This is a genomic window from Paenibacillus sp. NPDC056579, assembly GCF_042793215.1.
GTDB lineage: Bacteria > Bacillota > Bacilli > Paenibacillales > NBRC-103111 > Paenibacillus_S.
In genome coordinates this window covers 351,669-369,022 of sequence record NZ_JBHTVD010000004.1, presented here as the reverse complement: position 1 = coordinate 369,022, position 17,354 = coordinate 351,669, and the positions used below count along the sequence as shown (strand labels likewise).

General features: G+C 46.1%; 15 protein-coding genes. 4 read left to right on the top strand and 11 right to left on the bottom strand.

The window, feature by feature from the left end; genetic code table 11:
- Window positions 1–238: 238 nt before the first annotated feature.
- The 4 genes from ilvB to ACFQ88_RS18530 all read right to left on the bottom strand — a co-directional run bounded on the left by ilvB (window position 239) and on the right by ACFQ88_RS18530 (window position 5,807).
- Complete coding sequence (gene ilvB / locus ACFQ88_RS18545) at window positions 239–1,996, bottom strand: biosynthetic-type acetolactate synthase large subunit (protein ID WP_379455135.1); 1,758 nt, start codon at window positions 1,994–1,996, stop codon at window positions 239–241.
- A gap of 1,083 nt (window positions 1,997–3,079) precedes the next feature.
- Complete coding sequence (locus ACFQ88_RS18540) at window positions 3,080–4,276, bottom strand: macrolide family glycosyltransferase (protein ID WP_379455134.1); 1,197 nt, start codon at window positions 4,274–4,276, stop codon at window positions 3,080–3,082.
- Between the two features lie 207 nt (window positions 4,277–4,483).
- Complete coding sequence (locus ACFQ88_RS18535; RefSeq protein WP_379455133.1) at window positions 4,484–5,158, bottom strand: GNAT family N-acetyltransferase; 675 nt, start codon at window positions 5,156–5,158, stop codon at window positions 4,484–4,486.
- A gap of 181 nt (window positions 5,159–5,339) precedes the next feature.
- On the bottom strand, window positions 5,340–5,807 hold the full coding sequence (locus ACFQ88_RS18530; RefSeq protein WP_379455132.1) for a MarR family winged helix-turn-helix transcriptional regulator: 468 nt from the start codon (window positions 5,805–5,807) through the stop codon (window positions 5,340–5,342).
- A gap of 163 nt (window positions 5,808–5,970) precedes the next feature.
- On the opposite strand from ACFQ88_RS18530, the gene ACFQ88_RS18525 reads away from it, so the two are divergent.
- Window positions 5,971–6,846, top strand: coding sequence for an SDR family NAD(P)-dependent oxidoreductase (locus ACFQ88_RS18525; protein ID WP_379455131.1), 876 nt, complete (start codon window positions 5,971–5,973; stop codon window positions 6,844–6,846).
- Between the two features lie 216 nt (window positions 6,847–7,062).
- Here the strand turns inward: ACFQ88_RS18525 and ACFQ88_RS18520 are convergent, their stop codons facing one another.
- From ACFQ88_RS18520 to galU, 3 genes are read right to left on the bottom strand one after another with little or no spacing between them, the layout of a single operon-like run.
- The gene (locus ACFQ88_RS18520; protein ID WP_379455130.1) at window positions 7,063–8,436 is read right to left on the bottom strand and encodes a UDP-glucose dehydrogenase family protein; all 1,374 of its coding nucleotides are present in this window, start codon (window positions 8,434–8,436) and stop codon (window positions 7,063–7,065) included.
- Complete coding sequence (locus ACFQ88_RS18515; protein ID WP_379455129.1) at window positions 8,433–9,419, bottom strand: NAD-dependent epimerase/dehydratase family protein; 987 nt, start codon at window positions 9,417–9,419, stop codon at window positions 8,433–8,435. Before ACFQ88_RS18515 ends, ACFQ88_RS18520 begins: the two co-directional genes overlap by 4 nt.
- A 5-nt stretch (window positions 9,420–9,424) precedes the next feature.
- Window positions 9,425–10,303: a UTP--glucose-1-phosphate uridylyltransferase GalU gene (gene galU, locus ACFQ88_RS18510; RefSeq protein WP_379455870.1), complete on the bottom strand. Its 879-nt coding sequence runs from the start codon at window positions 10,301–10,303 to the stop codon at window positions 9,425–9,427.
- A 180-nt stretch (window positions 10,304–10,483) separates the two neighbouring features.
- On the opposite strand from galU, the gene ACFQ88_RS18505 reads away from it, so the two are divergent.
- Window positions 10,484–11,674 carry a glycosyltransferase family 2 protein gene (locus ACFQ88_RS18505; protein WP_379455128.1) on the top strand — a complete coding sequence of 397 codons (1,191 nt, stop codon included), beginning with the start codon at window positions 10,484–10,486 and terminating at the stop codon, window positions 11,672–11,674.
- 16 nt (window positions 11,675–11,690) lie between these two features.
- Window positions 11,691–12,677, top strand: a complete 987-nt coding sequence (locus ACFQ88_RS18500) for a glycosyltransferase family 2 protein (protein ID WP_379455127.1) — start codon at window positions 11,691–11,693, stop codon at window positions 12,675–12,677.
- Window positions 12,678–12,729: 52 nt separating this feature from the next.
- On the opposite strand, the gene ACFQ88_RS18495 is transcribed toward ACFQ88_RS18500, so the two are convergent.
- Window positions 12,730–13,797 carry an NAD-dependent epimerase/dehydratase family protein gene (locus ACFQ88_RS18495; protein ID WP_379455126.1) on the bottom strand — a complete coding sequence of 356 codons (1,068 nt, stop codon included), beginning with the start codon at window positions 13,795–13,797 and terminating at the stop codon, window positions 12,730–12,732.
- Window positions 13,788–14,849, bottom strand: coding sequence for a glycosyltransferase family 61 protein (locus ACFQ88_RS18490; protein WP_379455125.1), 1,062 nt, complete (start codon window positions 14,847–14,849; stop codon window positions 13,788–13,790). Before ACFQ88_RS18490 ends, ACFQ88_RS18495 begins: the two co-directional genes overlap by 10 nt.
- A 174-nt stretch (window positions 14,850–15,023) precedes the next feature.
- On the opposite strand from ACFQ88_RS18490, the gene ACFQ88_RS18485 reads away from it, so the two are divergent.
- The gene (locus ACFQ88_RS18485) at window positions 15,024–15,722 is read left to right on the top strand and encodes a class I SAM-dependent methyltransferase (protein WP_379455124.1); all 699 of its coding nucleotides are present in this window, start codon (window positions 15,024–15,026) and stop codon (window positions 15,720–15,722) included.
- Window positions 15,723–15,792: 70 nt separating this feature from the next.
- Here ACFQ88_RS18485 and ACFQ88_RS18480 read toward each other — a convergent pair whose 3' ends face one another.
- Together ACFQ88_RS18480 and ACFQ88_RS18475 are read right to left on the bottom strand one after the other, a co-directional pair.
- Window positions 15,793–16,746, bottom strand: a complete 954-nt coding sequence (locus tag ACFQ88_RS18480; RefSeq protein WP_379455123.1) for a carbohydrate kinase family protein — start codon at window positions 16,744–16,746, stop codon at window positions 15,793–15,795.
- A 305-nt stretch (window positions 16,747–17,051) separates the two neighbouring features.
- Window positions 17,052–17,243 (bottom strand): hypothetical protein, encoded by a 192-nt coding sequence (locus ACFQ88_RS18475; RefSeq protein ID WP_239625662.1) that lies wholly within the window; start codon window positions 17,241–17,243, stop codon window positions 17,052–17,054.
- Between the last annotated feature and the right edge of the window lie 111 nt (window positions 17,244–17,354).

Below are 17,354 nucleotides of genomic sequence, written 5' to 3'. Positions count from 1 at the left end.
TTCCTCCATAATTGGGTTGATCGGAGCTTTGTTTAATTATAGCATTAAAATGAATAAATAGATTTCTCTCTAATTGCTCTGTTGACCACCGGCTGGAACCGAATATCAAAAAACCGTCATGCATTTATCGCACGACGGTCCGCTAAGCTATTCATTTGATTCCTAACGAATGTTTTTTCACTTGGAAACGGCGAATAGCCTTTGTTCTTCTTTCATTTATAATACTAGATTGCCCTTTTTACTTTGCCTCAAAATCCCCAAGGATCATCTGGTCTAAGGTCGTACCGCCAAGAACCATCGGGTATACATTTTCGTCAGCAGGAATCTCAAATTCAACGAGAACCGGCCCCGGTGTGTCCATCGCCTCCTGCCACACTCGCTCTGCCTCCGCCTTCGTGCTTGCTCTAAGCCCTTTGATACCATAAGCATCCGCTAACATGACAAAATCAGGACTGCCGGCAAGATCGATTTGGCTGAAGCGCTTCTCATACATCAGCTCCTGCTGCTGTCTAACCATACCGAGCACCCGGTTGTTTAACACAACAATTTTGATTGGAATTTGATGGATAGCACAAATCGCCATTTCCTGAGCACACATTTGTATGCCTCCGTCACCGTTGATAGATACAATCAACCGATCCGGATTGCCGATTTGAGCGCCGATGGCCGACGGGAATCCGAAGCCCATAGTGCCGAATCCGCCGGATGTGATTAAAGAACGGGGACGATTGAACTTGTAAAACTGTGCCGCCCACATTTGGTGCTGGCCGACATCCGTCGTAATAATCGCATCTCCCCTCGTCGTTTTATGAATCAATTCGATGACGTATTGCGGTTTAATCTCATGCTCAGAATCATTGTATCTTAATGGAAATTCCGCTCTGAAGCGCCGGAGCCGCTGAGTCCATTCAGGGAATGTAGAGCTCTGCGCGAGCTTATTGGCGTATTGCAGCACTTCCTTGATATCCCCGACACAGGCGATATCTACCGCTACATTCTTCCCGATTTCCGCGGGATCGATATCGATGTGCGCGATCCGCTTGGCATGCGGCGCAAATCCGTCCAGCTTCATGGTTACCCTGTCGTCAAAGCGTGAGCCGATAGAAATGATCAGATCGGCGTTTTGGATCGCTTGATTCGCAGCGTACTCCCCATGATGTCCCGGCATGCCGAACCAAAGCTCATGTGAGCTTGGAAAGCCGCCTAAGCCGAGCAAGGTGGTCACCACGGGAATATTCGTTGTCTTCACGAATTCCAGCAATTCTTCTGAAGCATTCGCATAAACAACCCCACCCCCAGCCAGGATGAGCGGCTTCTCCGATTCGGCAATGGCCTGAAGCAGTTTGCCGATCTGCTCCGGATCGGGACGCTGAGCCGGCTCATACCCGCGAATCTGTACGGGAGTGCTGCCATCAAACAGCTGCTCTCCCTCAACGGTCAGCAATTGATTCGATATATCCTTGGGAATATCGATAAGAACCGGACCTTTTCTGCCGCTGTTAGCCAAATAAAAGGCTTCACGGATGATGCGCGGCAGCTCGTTAACATCATCTACATAATAACTGTGCTTAGTTATCGGCATCGTAATGCTAACGATATCCGCTTCTTGGAAGGCGTCCGTCCCCCTTACGGTTGTAGGGACATTGCCGGTAATGATAACGAGTGGCACCGAATCCATGTAAGCTGTTGCGATTCCTGTAATCAGGTTGGTCGCTCCCGGACCCGAGGTGGCAATACATACGCCCACTTTGCCCGTCGACCGGGCGTAGCCGTCGGCAGCGTGAACGGCACCCTGCTCGTGCCGGGTCAAAATATGGCGAAACTCAGGCTCGCTCGTCATCGCGTCATAAATATAAAGGGCATTGCCTCCAGGATACCCGAATACACATTCTACACCTTCCTTGATCAAGCCTCGCAATAAAGCTTCAGAACCGGTCATGGTTGTACTGCCGTGCTGCTGATACGAATTTGTTGCAGTTAATAATTGATTGTTCATTTGAGCTGCCTCCTTCAAATAATTTTCAAATAAAATAACCCCCTTCATCCCAAGCCGCAGCATACTACTGCCGTGCTTACAAGGACGAAAGGGGTTTATCTTTCGCGGTACCACCCTGGTTCGCTGAAACCTCGCGGAATTCAGCCTTATGAGGTAAGACGCTTCTTACCTGCTGCACGTTAACGGATGCCGATCCGGCCGCTTCTACACATCGAACCCCCACTTCCTGATCCGACTTTCCTGCAGCTGCTCCGAGACGACTCCATACAAATCTTAAGGCAAAGGTTTCAGCTGTTCCCCTGCTCTCTGGGCATAAGTTTTTTTGTATGGACTTCTCTTCATCGCTTTATTTATTAGATTAGTGTAAATAAGCACAAAACCCCCTTCATCCCAAGCCGCAGCATACTACTGCCGTGCTTACAAGGACGAAAGGGGTTTATCTTTTCGCGGTACCACCCTGGTTTGCTGAAACCTCGCGGAATTCAGCCTTATGAGGTAAGACGCTTCTTACCTGCTGCACGTTAACGGGTGCCGATCCGGCTGCTTCTACTCATCGAACCCCCACTTTCCGGGTCCGACTTTCCTTCAGCTGCTCCGAGACGACATCATGTCCGGCTTAAGGTGAAGGTTTCAGCAGCTCCCTCACTCTCTGATCATAAGCTCTTCGGCATGAACTTCTCTTCTTTGCTCTTCTCATTATTTTGTATGGTTAAATATAAAAAACCTCTCATCCGCAAGGAACGACAGACAGCTTCTGTCATAGCCTTAGGGACGAAAGGTTCATTTTTCGTGGTACCACCCTGATTTACTGAAATCTCGTGATCTCAGCCTCATGAGGTAAGATTCATCTTACCTGCAGCACGTTAACGGGTGCCGGTCCGGCTGCTTCTACTCATCGAAACCCGACACTCCTGGTCCGACTTTCCGTCAGCTGCTCCGAGACGACATCATGTCCGGCTTAAGGCAAAGGTTTCAGCAGCTCCTTCGCTCTCTGATCATAAGCTCCTCGGCATGAACTTCTCTTCAACGCAATAAATTTGTCTCATCATATCACAATGCTTCGATCATTTCAATCCGCTGCTATCAAAAAGTCGTTTTAAATGTAAAAATCTCATCAACAGCCTGCTGATACCCGCCTGATTTTCGTAAGGATTCGCTAATTGCTGCAGCTGCATTTTTGAAAGAGGGATGGCTTAATACATGATCTACGGCGTCGCTTAACTGATTTGCAGTCAAATTATTCCTATCCAGCCTAATACCAGCTCCAATATGAGCCACTTGTCCTGCAATGATCGGTTGATCCGCACTCTGCGGGATTACAATTAAGGGAACCTCGTAATAGAGTCCTTCATGGGTACTGTTCATTCCACCGTGGGTAATAAACAATTTAGCATATTGCAGTACATCCGTTTGCGGGACGTAATTTTTTACAATGAAGTTACTTGGAATTTCCCCTAAATCAGCAATTGGAACTCTGTTCCCGACAGACATGACAAGCGTATGATCCGTGTTCCCGAATGCCTCAAAGCAAAGCTTATAGAAATCAACGGATTGGTTAAAGACGGTCCCTAGTGATATGTAAATGGGGTCTTTCCCCTTGATGGCACTAAAGTCGAAGTCTTCTTGAGTTAGCCGTGTTGCGATGGATGGACCTACAAATTGATAAGACGAGTCGAATGCTCCTCCATCGGGTTGAAACTCTCTAGTCGTATACACGATGGTAAGCGGTGCAGGATTGCAAAACACCTCGTAAGGAGACTGGATTTCCACATCATATTGTTCCTTCAATGTTTCCGTCAGCCTCTGAAATTGATCGGTTATCGGTTTTGTTATTTCTTCAGGGACTGTAGTAAAAAAATGCTCCAGCATCCTATCGAACGATTCTTTGGTCTGGGCAAAGGTAGTACAGGAATTGATCGCAGGAAGCTTAAGAATTTGAGCGAGCAATCGCCCACAACCAAACATGGAATCATGGATGATGTAATCGAATTGCTCTCCCTTGATCTGTTCCAGAACGCTCGGTATGACTATATCTGCCGTAAGCAGCAGGCCGTTGATTCTTTCGAGCACATAATTTCTACCGCCCGCAATAAAGGCTCTAATAAACCTCTGATCATCAATGGTTCGTACGGATGCTCCCGTCTTCTCTATACGTTCCCGAAAAGCCTCAATTGTAAAGTACACTACCTCTTCGCCGCGAGAAATAAGCTCTTGCACAACTCCTAGCGTCGGATTAATATGTCCTTCCGATCCAGCATTAATAAATAGAACACGCGCCATGGCTACCGCTCCTTAAGGTCTTAAGTATTATATGTACTACCCCATGTCATCGCTCGAATCACTTAAAAGCTATCCATATTATCATAGTACACTATGTGATAATCTCAAAACTTTAAAGATGATATAGCGTTTGCAGCTTGTCACGATAATTTAACAAGAAGCTGATCCCAATAAAAAAACCGCGATATCCGCGGCAATATATGCGATTTACAGCTTTTCATCTGCAGTAATTTTCATTCCTCTTTGGAGTCGTTCCTGGAGATTCGAACGCACGGCATGCCATTCGTTCTCAAGAATCGAATAGTATGCGGTATCTCTAATGCCGCCATCGGTCGCGGGGATATGTGCTCTGCGGATCCCTTCAAACGCAGCACCCAGCCTTTGAATGGCAGCACGTGAACGCTCGTTGCGGGCATCGGTCTTAAGCGTAACTCGAATGGAGTGCCACGTGTCAAACGCATGAGTAAGCATTAGGAGCTTACACTCTGTATTGACTCCAGTTCGTTGGAACGAAGCTGCATACCAGGTGCTCCCTATCTCGGCAACGGTAGGTGGATTCTCATCACTTGGTACAGGTCCGCTGGAAGCACCAGGGGGCCATGGGGGAGGCCACTTGAAAACATCAAGATCAAGAAACCGTGTTGAACCTATAATACGTCCCGTTTCAAGATGACGAACTACAAACGGTAATGCACGGCCATTCTCATAAGCTCTAAGTGCATCGTCAATGTATCGCTTAGCACTCTCCAAGCTATCGGGAACATTCGTATATGAATAAGTTGACCTTTCTTCCAAGGCTGCGGAATAGAGGTCCTGGGCATGGTCCATCGTCATAGGCTCCAGACAGATTAGATTCCCTTGAAGTGTTACTGGCGTAAGCATGGCATCACTACTTTCACATATTTGTTATTCTACCGGGAGAGTGCGATTGAGCCCGTATATTTATCAAATCACGCTCTATTGGTTGTACTTCATACATTGTACTGCCAAATCGGTATCCTATTAAGATCCAATTTTATGATTATTTATTAATCCAATACAGCTGCGTCTCGCATTCCCGTACTTAGTCAGATCGATTGCTGAATCCGTTAAAATGACTGAGCATCTGTATGAAATCTTGAAGCTCCGAATCTTCCCACTCCGAAATTCGTTCATAGAACACGAAGCCTTTCTCCTGAAGCGCATCTATTACTTTTTGATGTCCATACCCGGTTAGAGATACTACGATCCCCCGCCCATCACTTGGTGATACCTCTCTATCTACATATCCCAATGACTGGAGCTGTTTGATAAGGCGGCTGACCGAGCTTCGATCCATCGCAGTGGATTCAGCCAAAGCGGCGGCATTAGTTGGGCCATAAGAGTACAGCCATCGAACAATATGAAAAGCCGCAGGCTGTAAGGAGGCATCAAATTTCGCTGCAGCTCTTACGTTCAGGGCATGTGCGGCACTGAGGAGCGCACTAAGCTGCTCACCCAATTCCATTTCCAATTTCTCTCTTGGAGCATGATTCTTTTCATTATGATTCATCTTTATTCACCTTTCTTTTGATCCAAAGACGGCCGAAATCTAATTGACATATATCAATTAAATAATTATAGTGGACATATGTCAATCATTCTCCGTGATCCATCTATTCGCAGGGAGTGACAATTATTAATTGAAATTGTATCACATGAGGGGAGAAAGGAAGATGTCTACAAAAGCAACGGTTGTTATAACTGGTGCCACCAGCGGTCTAGGACAGCTTGTCGCGCTCGAATTGGGTAAACGCGGTTTTGACCTTGTCTTGACAGCCAGAAGTAAAGAACGTGCTGAAGCTGCGAGAAAACGTATAGAGACAAGTGCTCCATCGGCGAAAGTAGACTTTTTCTACGGGGACTTAGCGCTAATGAAGGATGTCCAACGGGTTGGGAGCGAAATAGCCGCCGCCTACCCCCGAATTGATGTGCTGCTGAATAATGCGGGAATCCATGCTTTCGAGCCTCGAATCACGACCGAAGGGCTGCCTGAGATGATGGCAGTCAATTATTTAGCACCATGGCTGTTAACCCGCACTCTAAAACCATCTCTGCAAAACTCAGACAAGGCCAGAGTCGTTAATGTTGCCTCCGAAGCCTCACGTCGTCACGGTGTTTTGAAGCTGCCCGAGGATTTAACGGATTCGGCTCCCTTTACCGCGCACGGCTCGTCACTCATCTATGGAAAAACAAAATTGCTAAACATCATGTTCACTGCTGAACTGGCACGAAGGTGGGCCGGTACAGGAATCAGCGTTAATGCGCTAAATCCCGGGTTTAACGTAACCGGACTCGGACGTGAGCTATGGTTTGCCCCTTTTTTAGAACGATTGCTGAAGGCTCTTCATATAGGAGATCCGCGAAGAGGAGCCGATTTTATCACCCGATTGATTGTGGAGCCGGAATATCACAGCTTGACAGGCGGCTACTTTAATGTTGGATCGGGAAAGCCTATCGAGCCTGTAACACCCGGAGGAGATCCCCAAATGCAGCACAAGCTGTGGAAGGCAACAGAGAACTTGCTGGAGCAAAAGGGATTTTTACTCTAAACTACATCCCGGCTCCGGTGCATACCGACGACTACGATCACTTCGCGAAGTCTAAAGAAGAGGGCCGGCTGGTCCTTCCAGCCTTCAGGCAATGGACAGCCAGCCTCTGTATAGCCTAGCTTGTGACTCTGACATATCTATGCTTATCTTTCCCGCAACAAAAAAAGGCGTCCCACGGGACACCCGAAATACCTTGATTTAACCTTTAAAAACCCTTTAGCCTATCCCAATACCTTCGTAGTCAAAACCCATTTCACGCAAAGCCGTGGCCGGCAAAAAATTGCGGGTATCCAATATATACGGCGATTTCATCGTGTGGTATATCCGGCTCCAATCCAACTGACGATACTCCTTCCAATGCGTCAACAATACGAGTGCATTGGCCCGGTCAGCCGTGTCTTCCGCATCATTACAATAGTCAATTGGCAATTCACTATGCAGACGCTGAAACATATTCATTCCCTTAGGATCGTGGACTCGCACCCTTACTCCGAATTGCAGCAGGTTCTTGATGATCGTCATTGCTTGCGTTTGACGCGCGTCGTCCGTATCCGGCTTGAAGGTAAGCCCCAAAATCCCGATTGTGCTTCCATTTAAGCTTTTTAACTTGTTCTGTATCTTGTTTATACAAAATTGGCTCATTTGCTGATTCGATTCGACGGCTGCTTTAACGATGGTAAGCTCCTTTCCGTACTTTTGGCTGGTCGCCAATAATTCACCCGTATCTTTAGGGAAGCAGCTTCCACTCCAGCCGCTGGATACCTGCAAGAATTTCTCCCCGATCCGCGAGTCAAGCCCCATGCCTTTGGCAATATCGGTTACATTCGAGCCGAGAGCTTCCGATAATCTTGCGATTTCGTTGATATAGCTAATTTTTACCGCCAAGAACGCGTTGGAGGCATACTTGATTAATTCCGCGCTTTTTGCATCGGTTTCAAAATAAACGGTTTTATGCTCATTTTTATTTGCTGAGATCGGCAGGCGGCGCATCATTTCTTCATCATGATACAGCTTTTCAACGAACGGTCTATATAGCACCTTCATGGTCTCTCTTGCTCTAAGGTTGGTTGTGCCGATAACAATGCGATCAGGATAAAACAGATCTTCAATCGCGAAGCCTTCCCTCAAAAATTCAGGATTACTTATAACGGCAAACTGTTCCTCCGCTTTCAACCCCGATGTCTCTTCAATGATCCTTGCGACGAGAGCGGCCGTACCAACCGGAACGGTGGACTTGTTGACGATAACCGTGAATCGTTCCGAGTTCAGATGCTCTCCTATGGAGCGGGCTGCAGCCTTCACATAGCTCAAATCTGCCGTGCCGTCCGCGAGGGAAGGTGTACCGACACAAATAAACACAACATCCGCAGTATGAGCATCATGATACGTATCGGTTGCCTTAAGCAAGGTACCTGCTTTATCCTGTATCAGCAAATCCAGACCGGGTTCGTAGATGGGGCTCCGCCCTCCGTTAATACAATCTACCTTGTGCCGGTCAACATCGATAACGGTTGTATGATTCCCTGCTGCTGAGAATGCGGCTGCCGTTACGCTTCCGACATATCCTGAGCCTATGCATACTACATTCACGCCCGTTCCCCTCCGTCCGATCCGCTCAGCTGTGAACGGTATATATCAATGGTTCGTATTAGCCCTTCCTCTAGTGTAATTTGCGGCTTCCAGCCGAGGAGTCTTATCGCTTTATCAATAACCGGACGACGAACCTTGGGATCATCTTTCGGGAGACTGTGGAACGTAAGGCGGCTGTTTGATCCGGCCAGCTTCTTAACAAGCTCCGCAACGTGCAATACGGAGTACTCATCGGGATTTCCAACGTTAATGATTTCTCCCGTAGCTGAATCCTTTTCCATCATAAGCATGAGCCCATCTAAAGTGTCATCTACATAGCAAAAGGACCTTGTCTGGCTTCCGTCCCCATATACCGTAATATCTTGTCCGCGTATGGCCTGGTTAACAAAATTCGAAATGACTCGCCCATCGTCGTTGCGAAGGTTTGCCGAGTAGGTGTTGAATATTCGCGCCACTTTGACGCCGGCTCCGAATTGATGATAATACTCGTAGCAGTATACTTCACCAAGACGCTTGGCTTCATCGTAGCAAGCTCTCGGCCCCCATGTATTGACATTGCCCCGATACGTTTCTTGTTGCGGGTGTATTTCCGGATCCCCATACGCTTCACTAGTACTGGTATACAGCATCTTTGCTCCGTTGGCTTTTGCAAGCTCAAGCATATTTTTCGTTCCTATGGTGTTAACGGCAATCGTATCGAGAGCGGCGGCTTGATAAAATTTCGGAGATGCAGGTGAGGCTAGATGATAAATTTCTTCTGCTCCTTTTAACGGCTGCAAGGTTAAAACCTCTTGAGAAACTACATCCATCCGGATAAAAGTAAAGTTCGCCTTGTTTCGTATTTTCGCAATGTTGCTTTCTCTGCCCGATAGCATATTATCGATTCCGACAACCTGGTTTCCCTCGGCCAGCAGCCTTTTGGTCAGACACGAACCGAGAAATCCTGCGGCGCCCGTCACAATGATTTTTTTCAATGGATTCACTCCCGTCAATCTTTCTCGGTGCTTTCTATGGATTTATGCAAAAATAGCTTGAAATTTTCTTTCAAATGGTCATGCTTTAAAGCCAGCTCGACGTTAGCTTGAAGAAAACCTAGCTTATCGCCCACATCATACAATTTCCCTTCGTATTGGTAAGCCCAAATGGGCTGTTCCCCTATGAGGCCCTGAAGCGCATCGGTTAGTTGAATCTCTCCGCCTACTCCAAGCCTCATCTCCTCTAAGAAATCAAATATTTTCGGATCCAAAATATACCTTCCGATAATGGCTATATTGGAAGGGGGAGCAGCTATTGGTTTTTCAATCAAACCGGACACCAGCGTCAACTGTTTGTTTACCTGCTTCCCCTGGACTATTCCGTATTTGCTTGTCTCCGACCATTTGACTCTTTGGACTGCGATAACCGATGACTGCTTCTCGTTATATATCTCGATTAACTGCTGCAAACACGGCACCTGACTATCGATAACCATGTCCCCTAATAAGACGGCAAAAGGCTCATCTCCTATTGCATCGCGAGCGCACCAAATAGCATGGCCTAATCCGAGTGCCTGCTCCTGCACAATATAATGAATGGTGGCCAAAGAGCTGACATTCTCAATTAAGCTTACTAGATCCTGTTTGTTACGCTCTTTCAGAAAGATTTCAAACTCAATGTTTTTATCGAAATGATGCTGTATCGATCGTTTATTGTCACCGATGACAATGTAAATGTCATGAATTCCGGATTGCACTGCTTCTTCGACGATATATTGAATGGTCGGCTTATCGACGATAGGAAGCATTTCTTTCGGTATTGCCTTAGTAACGGGAAGAAATCGGGTTCCAAGACCGGCAGCAGGTATAACAGCTTTGCGAATCGTTTTAATTGAAACTCCCTCCCTTCGTGATGCTCGGCTACTACCATCGTATGTAGGTAAGTGTAGTTACGACATCAGCCAATGTACGCATGATGATAGTCTAGTAGGGATTGGTGCAAATGGCCGTGCCATATCATATGGACTCCGCATAAAACTAGAAATAACACTGTGAAGGGACGATGACTTCCGATGACTATTGAAGTAAGCGTCATTATGATTACTTACAATAAATATCCGCAAAATTTGTATTCCTTATATGCACTGGAAAACCAAACCTTTAATAAGAAGAAAATGGAAGTAATAATGGTAGACGACGCCTCTACCGACAGAACGCCTAAATTGAAGCATTACCGTCCTCCCTTTCATTTTCGCTACATTCGCTGTGAGCAAAACGTCGGAAGATCCAAGGCTAAGAATATAGGTGTTGATGCAGCTCGAGGGAAAATCCTTATCATTATGGATGCAGAGATGATTCTGGACCCTGCTTATGTAGAGCAGCATTATAAACTTCATCAAGCCGACCCTAACCTGGTCGTAACAGGCTGCCTAAGACACTACAATGCATTTACGGTATTGGATAGACAATTTAATATCGAGCAAGTTAAGCTGCTCAGGCAATTGAATCGTCAAAAAAACCCGCGCTACAGAAGATTGCGAATCCAGAGAATTTTCAGGAAATATCCGAAAAAAAGACTGTTTACCAAAAGAAACGTAGCTCGACTCAAATATAAAAAGTATGCTTACCCAGCCCCCTTCTTTCGAGAAATCATTGAACGGCATGGCACCAATTATGAAGGCTATCATTTGGCCTATATTTTTGTAATCACTCATAATATTTCCCTCCGTCGAAGCACCTTGGACAAAGTCGGTCCTTTTGATGAAGGGTTTAAAGGCTGGGGATGTGAGGATTGGGAGTTTGGTTATCGCCTGTATAAGCATGGCGTGAGAATCGTCGACAACCCGAAGGTGAGCGTATACCACCAGGAGCATCCGCGTAGTCTCGGTGCTCAAAATAAAGACGGCCTGATCAATTACCAATATTTCTTTACGCTTCATCCCGATTTTGAAGTCGGCGTGCAGGCCTTGTGCTGGATCGGCAAAAATCTGCTTGAAGTCAATGATCTGGTCGTTGACTATAAAGCATTGGCTCGTCAATATGAGCAGCAATACCCACATCTTATCCAGTCGTTTCTCCTAATGTTTGACACGATTCTAACCTTACTGGTTGACGATATGCCCGTAACGAATCTCCTGAACGGTTCCGAGACCATGCGGGATCCGCAGTGGCGGGATGCCTTTCTGGCAGAGCTGAATCAGTGGAAAGCATCGGGAGAGTATCCGAATTTGCTCGCGCATTTGGAATGGCTGCTAAGCAAATGATCAAGGAGGATTAACGATGCTTATCTCGGTAGTAATGGCCGTGTATAACGGCGAGAAGTATGTAGAGGAAGCGGTCCGCAGCGTATTGAACCAGACGTACCCGCACTTTGAGCTTATTATCGTGAACGACGGTTCTACGGATCGAACTTGGGAAATCCTTGAGGCCATCGATGATCCGAAGGTAAAGATCATTCATCAGGATAAGAACCATGGCGCTGCATCTTGTCTTAACTTAGGCATCGAGCATGCTAAGGGTGATTGGATAGCGATCCATGACGCGGACGATATCAGTGAACCGAACCGGCTGGAGGAACAGGCCCTTTATCTGCAGACACACCCTGGCCGTATAGGCGTAAGCTCATTGATAGCGGGTCGAATCGGAAAAGAGGTTGTTGTTCACAACAAGGAAGTACAATATTATAATCTAATACTGGATCACGGGCAAATAATAAACACCCGTTTATTCAGCTGCTATTTGTGCCATGGTACGGTCGTCTTTTCGAAGAAAGCATTCTACGCTGTCGGCCGGTATAATCCAAAATATAAAATTTCTTACGATTACGATCTGTGGTTACGACTATTTCAAATTTCCCCTATTGAGAAAATTCCAAAGGTCTTGTATCATTACCGGCTTCGCGAGGATTCCCTCGGGAAACAAGATAGAAGCAAAACCATCGCCGAATTAATGGCCATATCCTCTCAACATGTATACAAAAATCAGATCCGCAGAAGGAAAAGAAAGCCTGTCCTAACCATAGTCGGATCTACAAAGGGATGTTTATTCTTCAAACGGCATGTAGGTCAGAATTTTGCAAAAAAATATTATATTCGTATTAATACGATAAAAGACGTAAGAAAACTAAGAATACGGAACAGAAAAGGTAAGCTCAAGGCAGCAGTGCTGTTAAACAATCCGTTTATAAACAGAGTATACGACGACCTCGTGCGAAGAGACGCAAGCTGGAGAAAGAAATTGTTCAAAATTTGGAACTATAAGTATTGAACTCATACAATCCCGAACCAGGAGAACATGGTCCGGGATTTTTTGCGGCTCGTCATTTCCAGCGGTCTTTGTTTTCAAGATAGATTTGCTCCATGATTTGGGGAGCCGGAATTCGAATGCTCCAATCCGGATAATGATTCCGAAACTTGCTAGTGTCGGTAATATACCAAATATGGTCGCCTGTCCTGGATTGGTCGCTGTAGGAATAGTTTAATTTTTTTCCGGTAATGTGGTGTACCCAATCGATGGCTTCCAGAATGGAGAGGTTGGAATCGCGGCCGCCGCCAAGGTTGTAAACCTCTCCTCCCCGTCTTGGATTTTGGAAGAAGGCATGAAAGGCGGCGACAACATCACTCGCATGAATGATGTCCCGCACCTGCTTCCCCTTGTATCCGAATATGGTGTAAGAGCTGTTAGTCATCGCACACTTTACCAAATAATTAAGGAATCCGTGCAGCTGCACTCCGGATTGTCTGGAGCCGCTCAATACGCCTCCGCGGAAGCAGACGGTTTTCAACTGAAAGTATCGGCCGTACTCCTGCACCATGATGTCCGCCGACAGCTTGGAGGCTCCGAACAAGGAGTGTAAACACTGGTCGACGCTTAGTGTTTCAGGTATTCCCTTATAGTACGGATGCTCGGAATCAAGCTCCCAGCGGCTATCTTGTTCCAAGTAGGGGAGCTCGTTCGGACGGTCGCCATATACTTTGTTGGTCGAGGTAAAAATAAACACGGCTTCCGGACAGTAACTCCGCATCATTTCAAGCAGATTCAGTGTCCCGCTAGCATTAATATGGAAATCTGTGAACGGCTCTCTGGCAGCCCAGTCATGCGACGGCTGTGCGGCGGTATGAATGATGAGCTCAATATCATCCCCATACGATTGAAAAATTCCCGCAAGTGCCCCGGTGTCCCTGATATCCGCGTCATAATGGACATATTTCGCTCCTAAGCTGTTCTCCAGCCGAGTGCGGTTCCACTTCGTCGTCCCCTCCGCGCCAAAAAAATCTTGACGCATATTGTTGTCAATACCAATGACGCGGTAGCCCAAACCGGCATAAAATTCGGCAGCTTCGGAGCCGATCAGTCCCGCGGAACCTGTTATCACCACTACAGACATGACAATACCTCCAGTAAACGTCTCGGATCAATTGAAAGATTGTCGAATCCCGACCAAAAATTGTTCGGATTTTCTCTAGTTCCGACAATCATGTGGTAATCCAATCCCATAAGTCTGCTAAGCATCCAATAATGCGGCTCCATAAAGCTCGGCGGGAATAGTTCAATGACGTGCGTTTCCGGCTGACAGAACACAAGATTGGCAAGCCCGGCGCCATGTGCGGCCACAATGATTTTGGCATTATAAAACAATCTAATTTGCTGCTCCAATGGCAAAGCCTCCAGCTCGATGCTGATAAAGCCGCATTGCGATAACAAACCGAAGATGGCATCTTCATTGACTATTTTTCTATAATGCTTCCGCCGGATATAAATCCTTTCGAATGTCAGCCCCATAGTATCGCTGGCCATATAAGGCAAAAATGTATTTCTGACATATTGACAAGACCATGCATTCGGCAAATTAACATAAGACGGCACGATTAATCTCCGTGCTGAGAGATGGAATCGGTCGTTCGGCCGAACGATTTTTTCCATCGGAATCCCGCATGCAGCAAGAGTTTTTAGCTGAAATGGAAACGACTGGTGGTTAATGATGTATTTGTCGATTGGAATCCCGGTCAATTGCAGCAGATGAATGCGTGCGATGGATTCCATCAGCCAATGATAATAATTTTTGGATGCCGGATGATTGAGCATAGCCACGGTTTTATCGGTTTCGATAACGGGTGGAAGCATAGTATCCTGAAATATGGAATGTTCCGGAGCTAATTTCGCCCATTCTACCGAGACATCCCATAGCAGCACATTATCTGGTGAAATAACGGCACGGTCTCCAAGTACTCGTCCGTCCGGAATGTCGGCAACAAAAGCCTTGTTACTGAATCTTGGTTTATCGACAAGCAGCTGCCACTCTTCCTCCTTCATCACGGAGGGGATTGGAATTTCCGGATAAAGGGTGTGCAGCCTATTTTCGTTCTGCGTATGGTTGATCCACTCCAAGGTAGATTCGTAGTACCTTGAAGGAGGTATCCTTTTGCTTGAATCCATCATATTTGTTGCAACTCCTTTGACGGTCAATGGCATTTGCTTCATTATATGGACACAACCTATCAAAGACACGGCTATGGCATACCGCCATGCATTCGAGACTAAAATAGGTTCACCAATAAGTGATAGGTGTCATAAAGATAAATTGTCCCAGCAAATTGGAGGAGGAATAAAGTAATGGAGCTTAAGCAGTATATGAATGGAATATCATTCTCCTTAGTTCAGCCTAGCGTGGTTCCTCATTTTCACATATATAACATGCTTGACTTTGAGCTCGCTAACACCTTATTGCCTGAGAATGATAAGCAAATGAAAGAAAGCTTATATTGGATTTGCACTCTGCCGAGAATGTCCACTCTTGCTTTGGGAGCCATAATAAATAAAGCCGTCTCGCAGATGGATGAGCGTCATGCTTTCGTTAACGTAGGAGTTTGGAATGGCTTTACTTTTATTGCGGGCATGCAAAACAATCCAAATAAAAAATGTATCGGAGTGGATAATTTCTCGGAATTCGGAGGTCCGCGGGAAGCATTTGATGAGGCTTTTTCTCATCACAAGAATGAGCATCACTTATTCTATGACATGGATTATGCGGATTACTTTACTCATAAGCATAACGAACCAATTGGGTTTTATATCTTCGACGGCCCTCACGACTACGACAATCAGTTAAAAGGGCTCCAGCTTGCTGAACCTTTTTTCACCAAAGATTGTATTATTATGGTTGACGATACGAACTGGGAGAGCCCCCGTCAGGCTACTCTCGATTTTATTGCCAATAGCGTTCACGATTATGAAATATTATTTGATGCATCTACGGCATATAACGGACACCCTACCTTTTGGAATGGGGTCATCGTGTTACAAAGAAAATAAAGAAAAAGAAACCATTTAGATCTGCTTCAAGCAGTTAAATGGTTTCTTTCTGTATACGGATAAGCCTTATTTATTTCACGAGCAGCCTCTGAAAGACATCGTCCTGCTGCATTTTCGCTTCCAGCTCCTGGCAGTTGTTTTCCTTCGACTCAATGGTCCAGCCAGCCACCTTCGTGCCGTAAATCACGGCCTCCGCCAGCTTCAAGCCGCGAACAAGGCCCATAACGGTCCCGGAGAAAAACGCATCGCCCGCGCCGCTTGTATCGACAACGTCTACCGGGAATACGGGCTGATATCCCAGTTCCTTGGTACGACGATCATAGTAGATCGAGCCATCGGCTCCAAGCGTGATAACCATCGACCGCAGCCCCTGCTCCTCCACATAGGTCTGAAGCGACGCCAGTTTCTCCTCTAGCGCCAAGTCGCTGAAATCGCTGCGGACCAGCTTTTCTGCTTCAATATTATTGCAAATAAAGCAATCGAGCTTGGTCAGCAAATCAAGGTTTTGCAGAATCACCTCGAGATTGCCGGGAATGCCGTATACAGGCTTGTTATATCGGCTTGCTACTTCTATCATATGCCGGGATATTTGCTCATTGAGGTCGATTTCCAGCACAAGATGGGACGAAGCATTGACGATTTCTTCTCCGCGCTGCATGACCATATGCTGCATAGTCGTCAAGTTAGGCATTTGGGAGATTGAGCCTACCAATTCCCCGTGTTCATTCAATAATGCAAGCCACATCCCCATTCCTTGAGCGGGTGCTGCAGGCAAATACTCAAGCGAAACCCCTGCTTGCGTAAGGCGTTTCTTGATCTCCTCGCCAAGCGCCGAGTCGTCCACTGTGGACACGAGTGCCGCCGACAATCCCAGATTAGCCAAATTCTCGACAACGTTCCGGCCAACCCCGCCATGCACGAACTGAATACTGCCGAGGTTGCGTCCTAGAGCGATATATTGCTCATTAGCAAAACCTTTGCAATCGACGAAAACAGTGCCGACCACAGAAACGAAATTTGTCATTCTATGTAAACCCCTTATCCATAATGTAAAATAATAGCTCTATTATACATAGTTCCTTAACAAACGTATATGCCCATCTGATAAAAAAAAGAAAACGTATCCATTTACTGATTTCATGCAGTAAACAATGCCAAATATTAAATTCACTTTGGAGGAATCGAAGCAAATGACAAATACACCCCTTCAGCCACCGGCCGTTCTACCAAACAGCTGGGGCAAGGGGTTGCATGGTTTTCGTCTCATTGACACAGAAGAAGCGTCAGGCAGCATTCCGAAACTCTGGTCAGCACGTTATTGCTCATTCATTATCTTTTTTTGAAACGATTCTTGGCGTCTTTTCGGACCTTTGCTGTGGAGGAAGCCTTTACCTCTTTGCTTACTACTTTCTCCGCCTTTTTTTCACCACTATCCGTTTCGTCTAAGAATGCGAGCTCGTTAAAATGATCATCTTCTTTGTTCAAGTTATTCAAATGTACTTTTTTCATGATATTTATCACGCTGCCTCCTTGTATTTCAAATTAAAATACAGATCGTAATATCGTATGTAAAAATCTATATTACGTTCATCGTGAGGCAAATGAAAAAAAGCAAGCAACCAGGGCTTACAC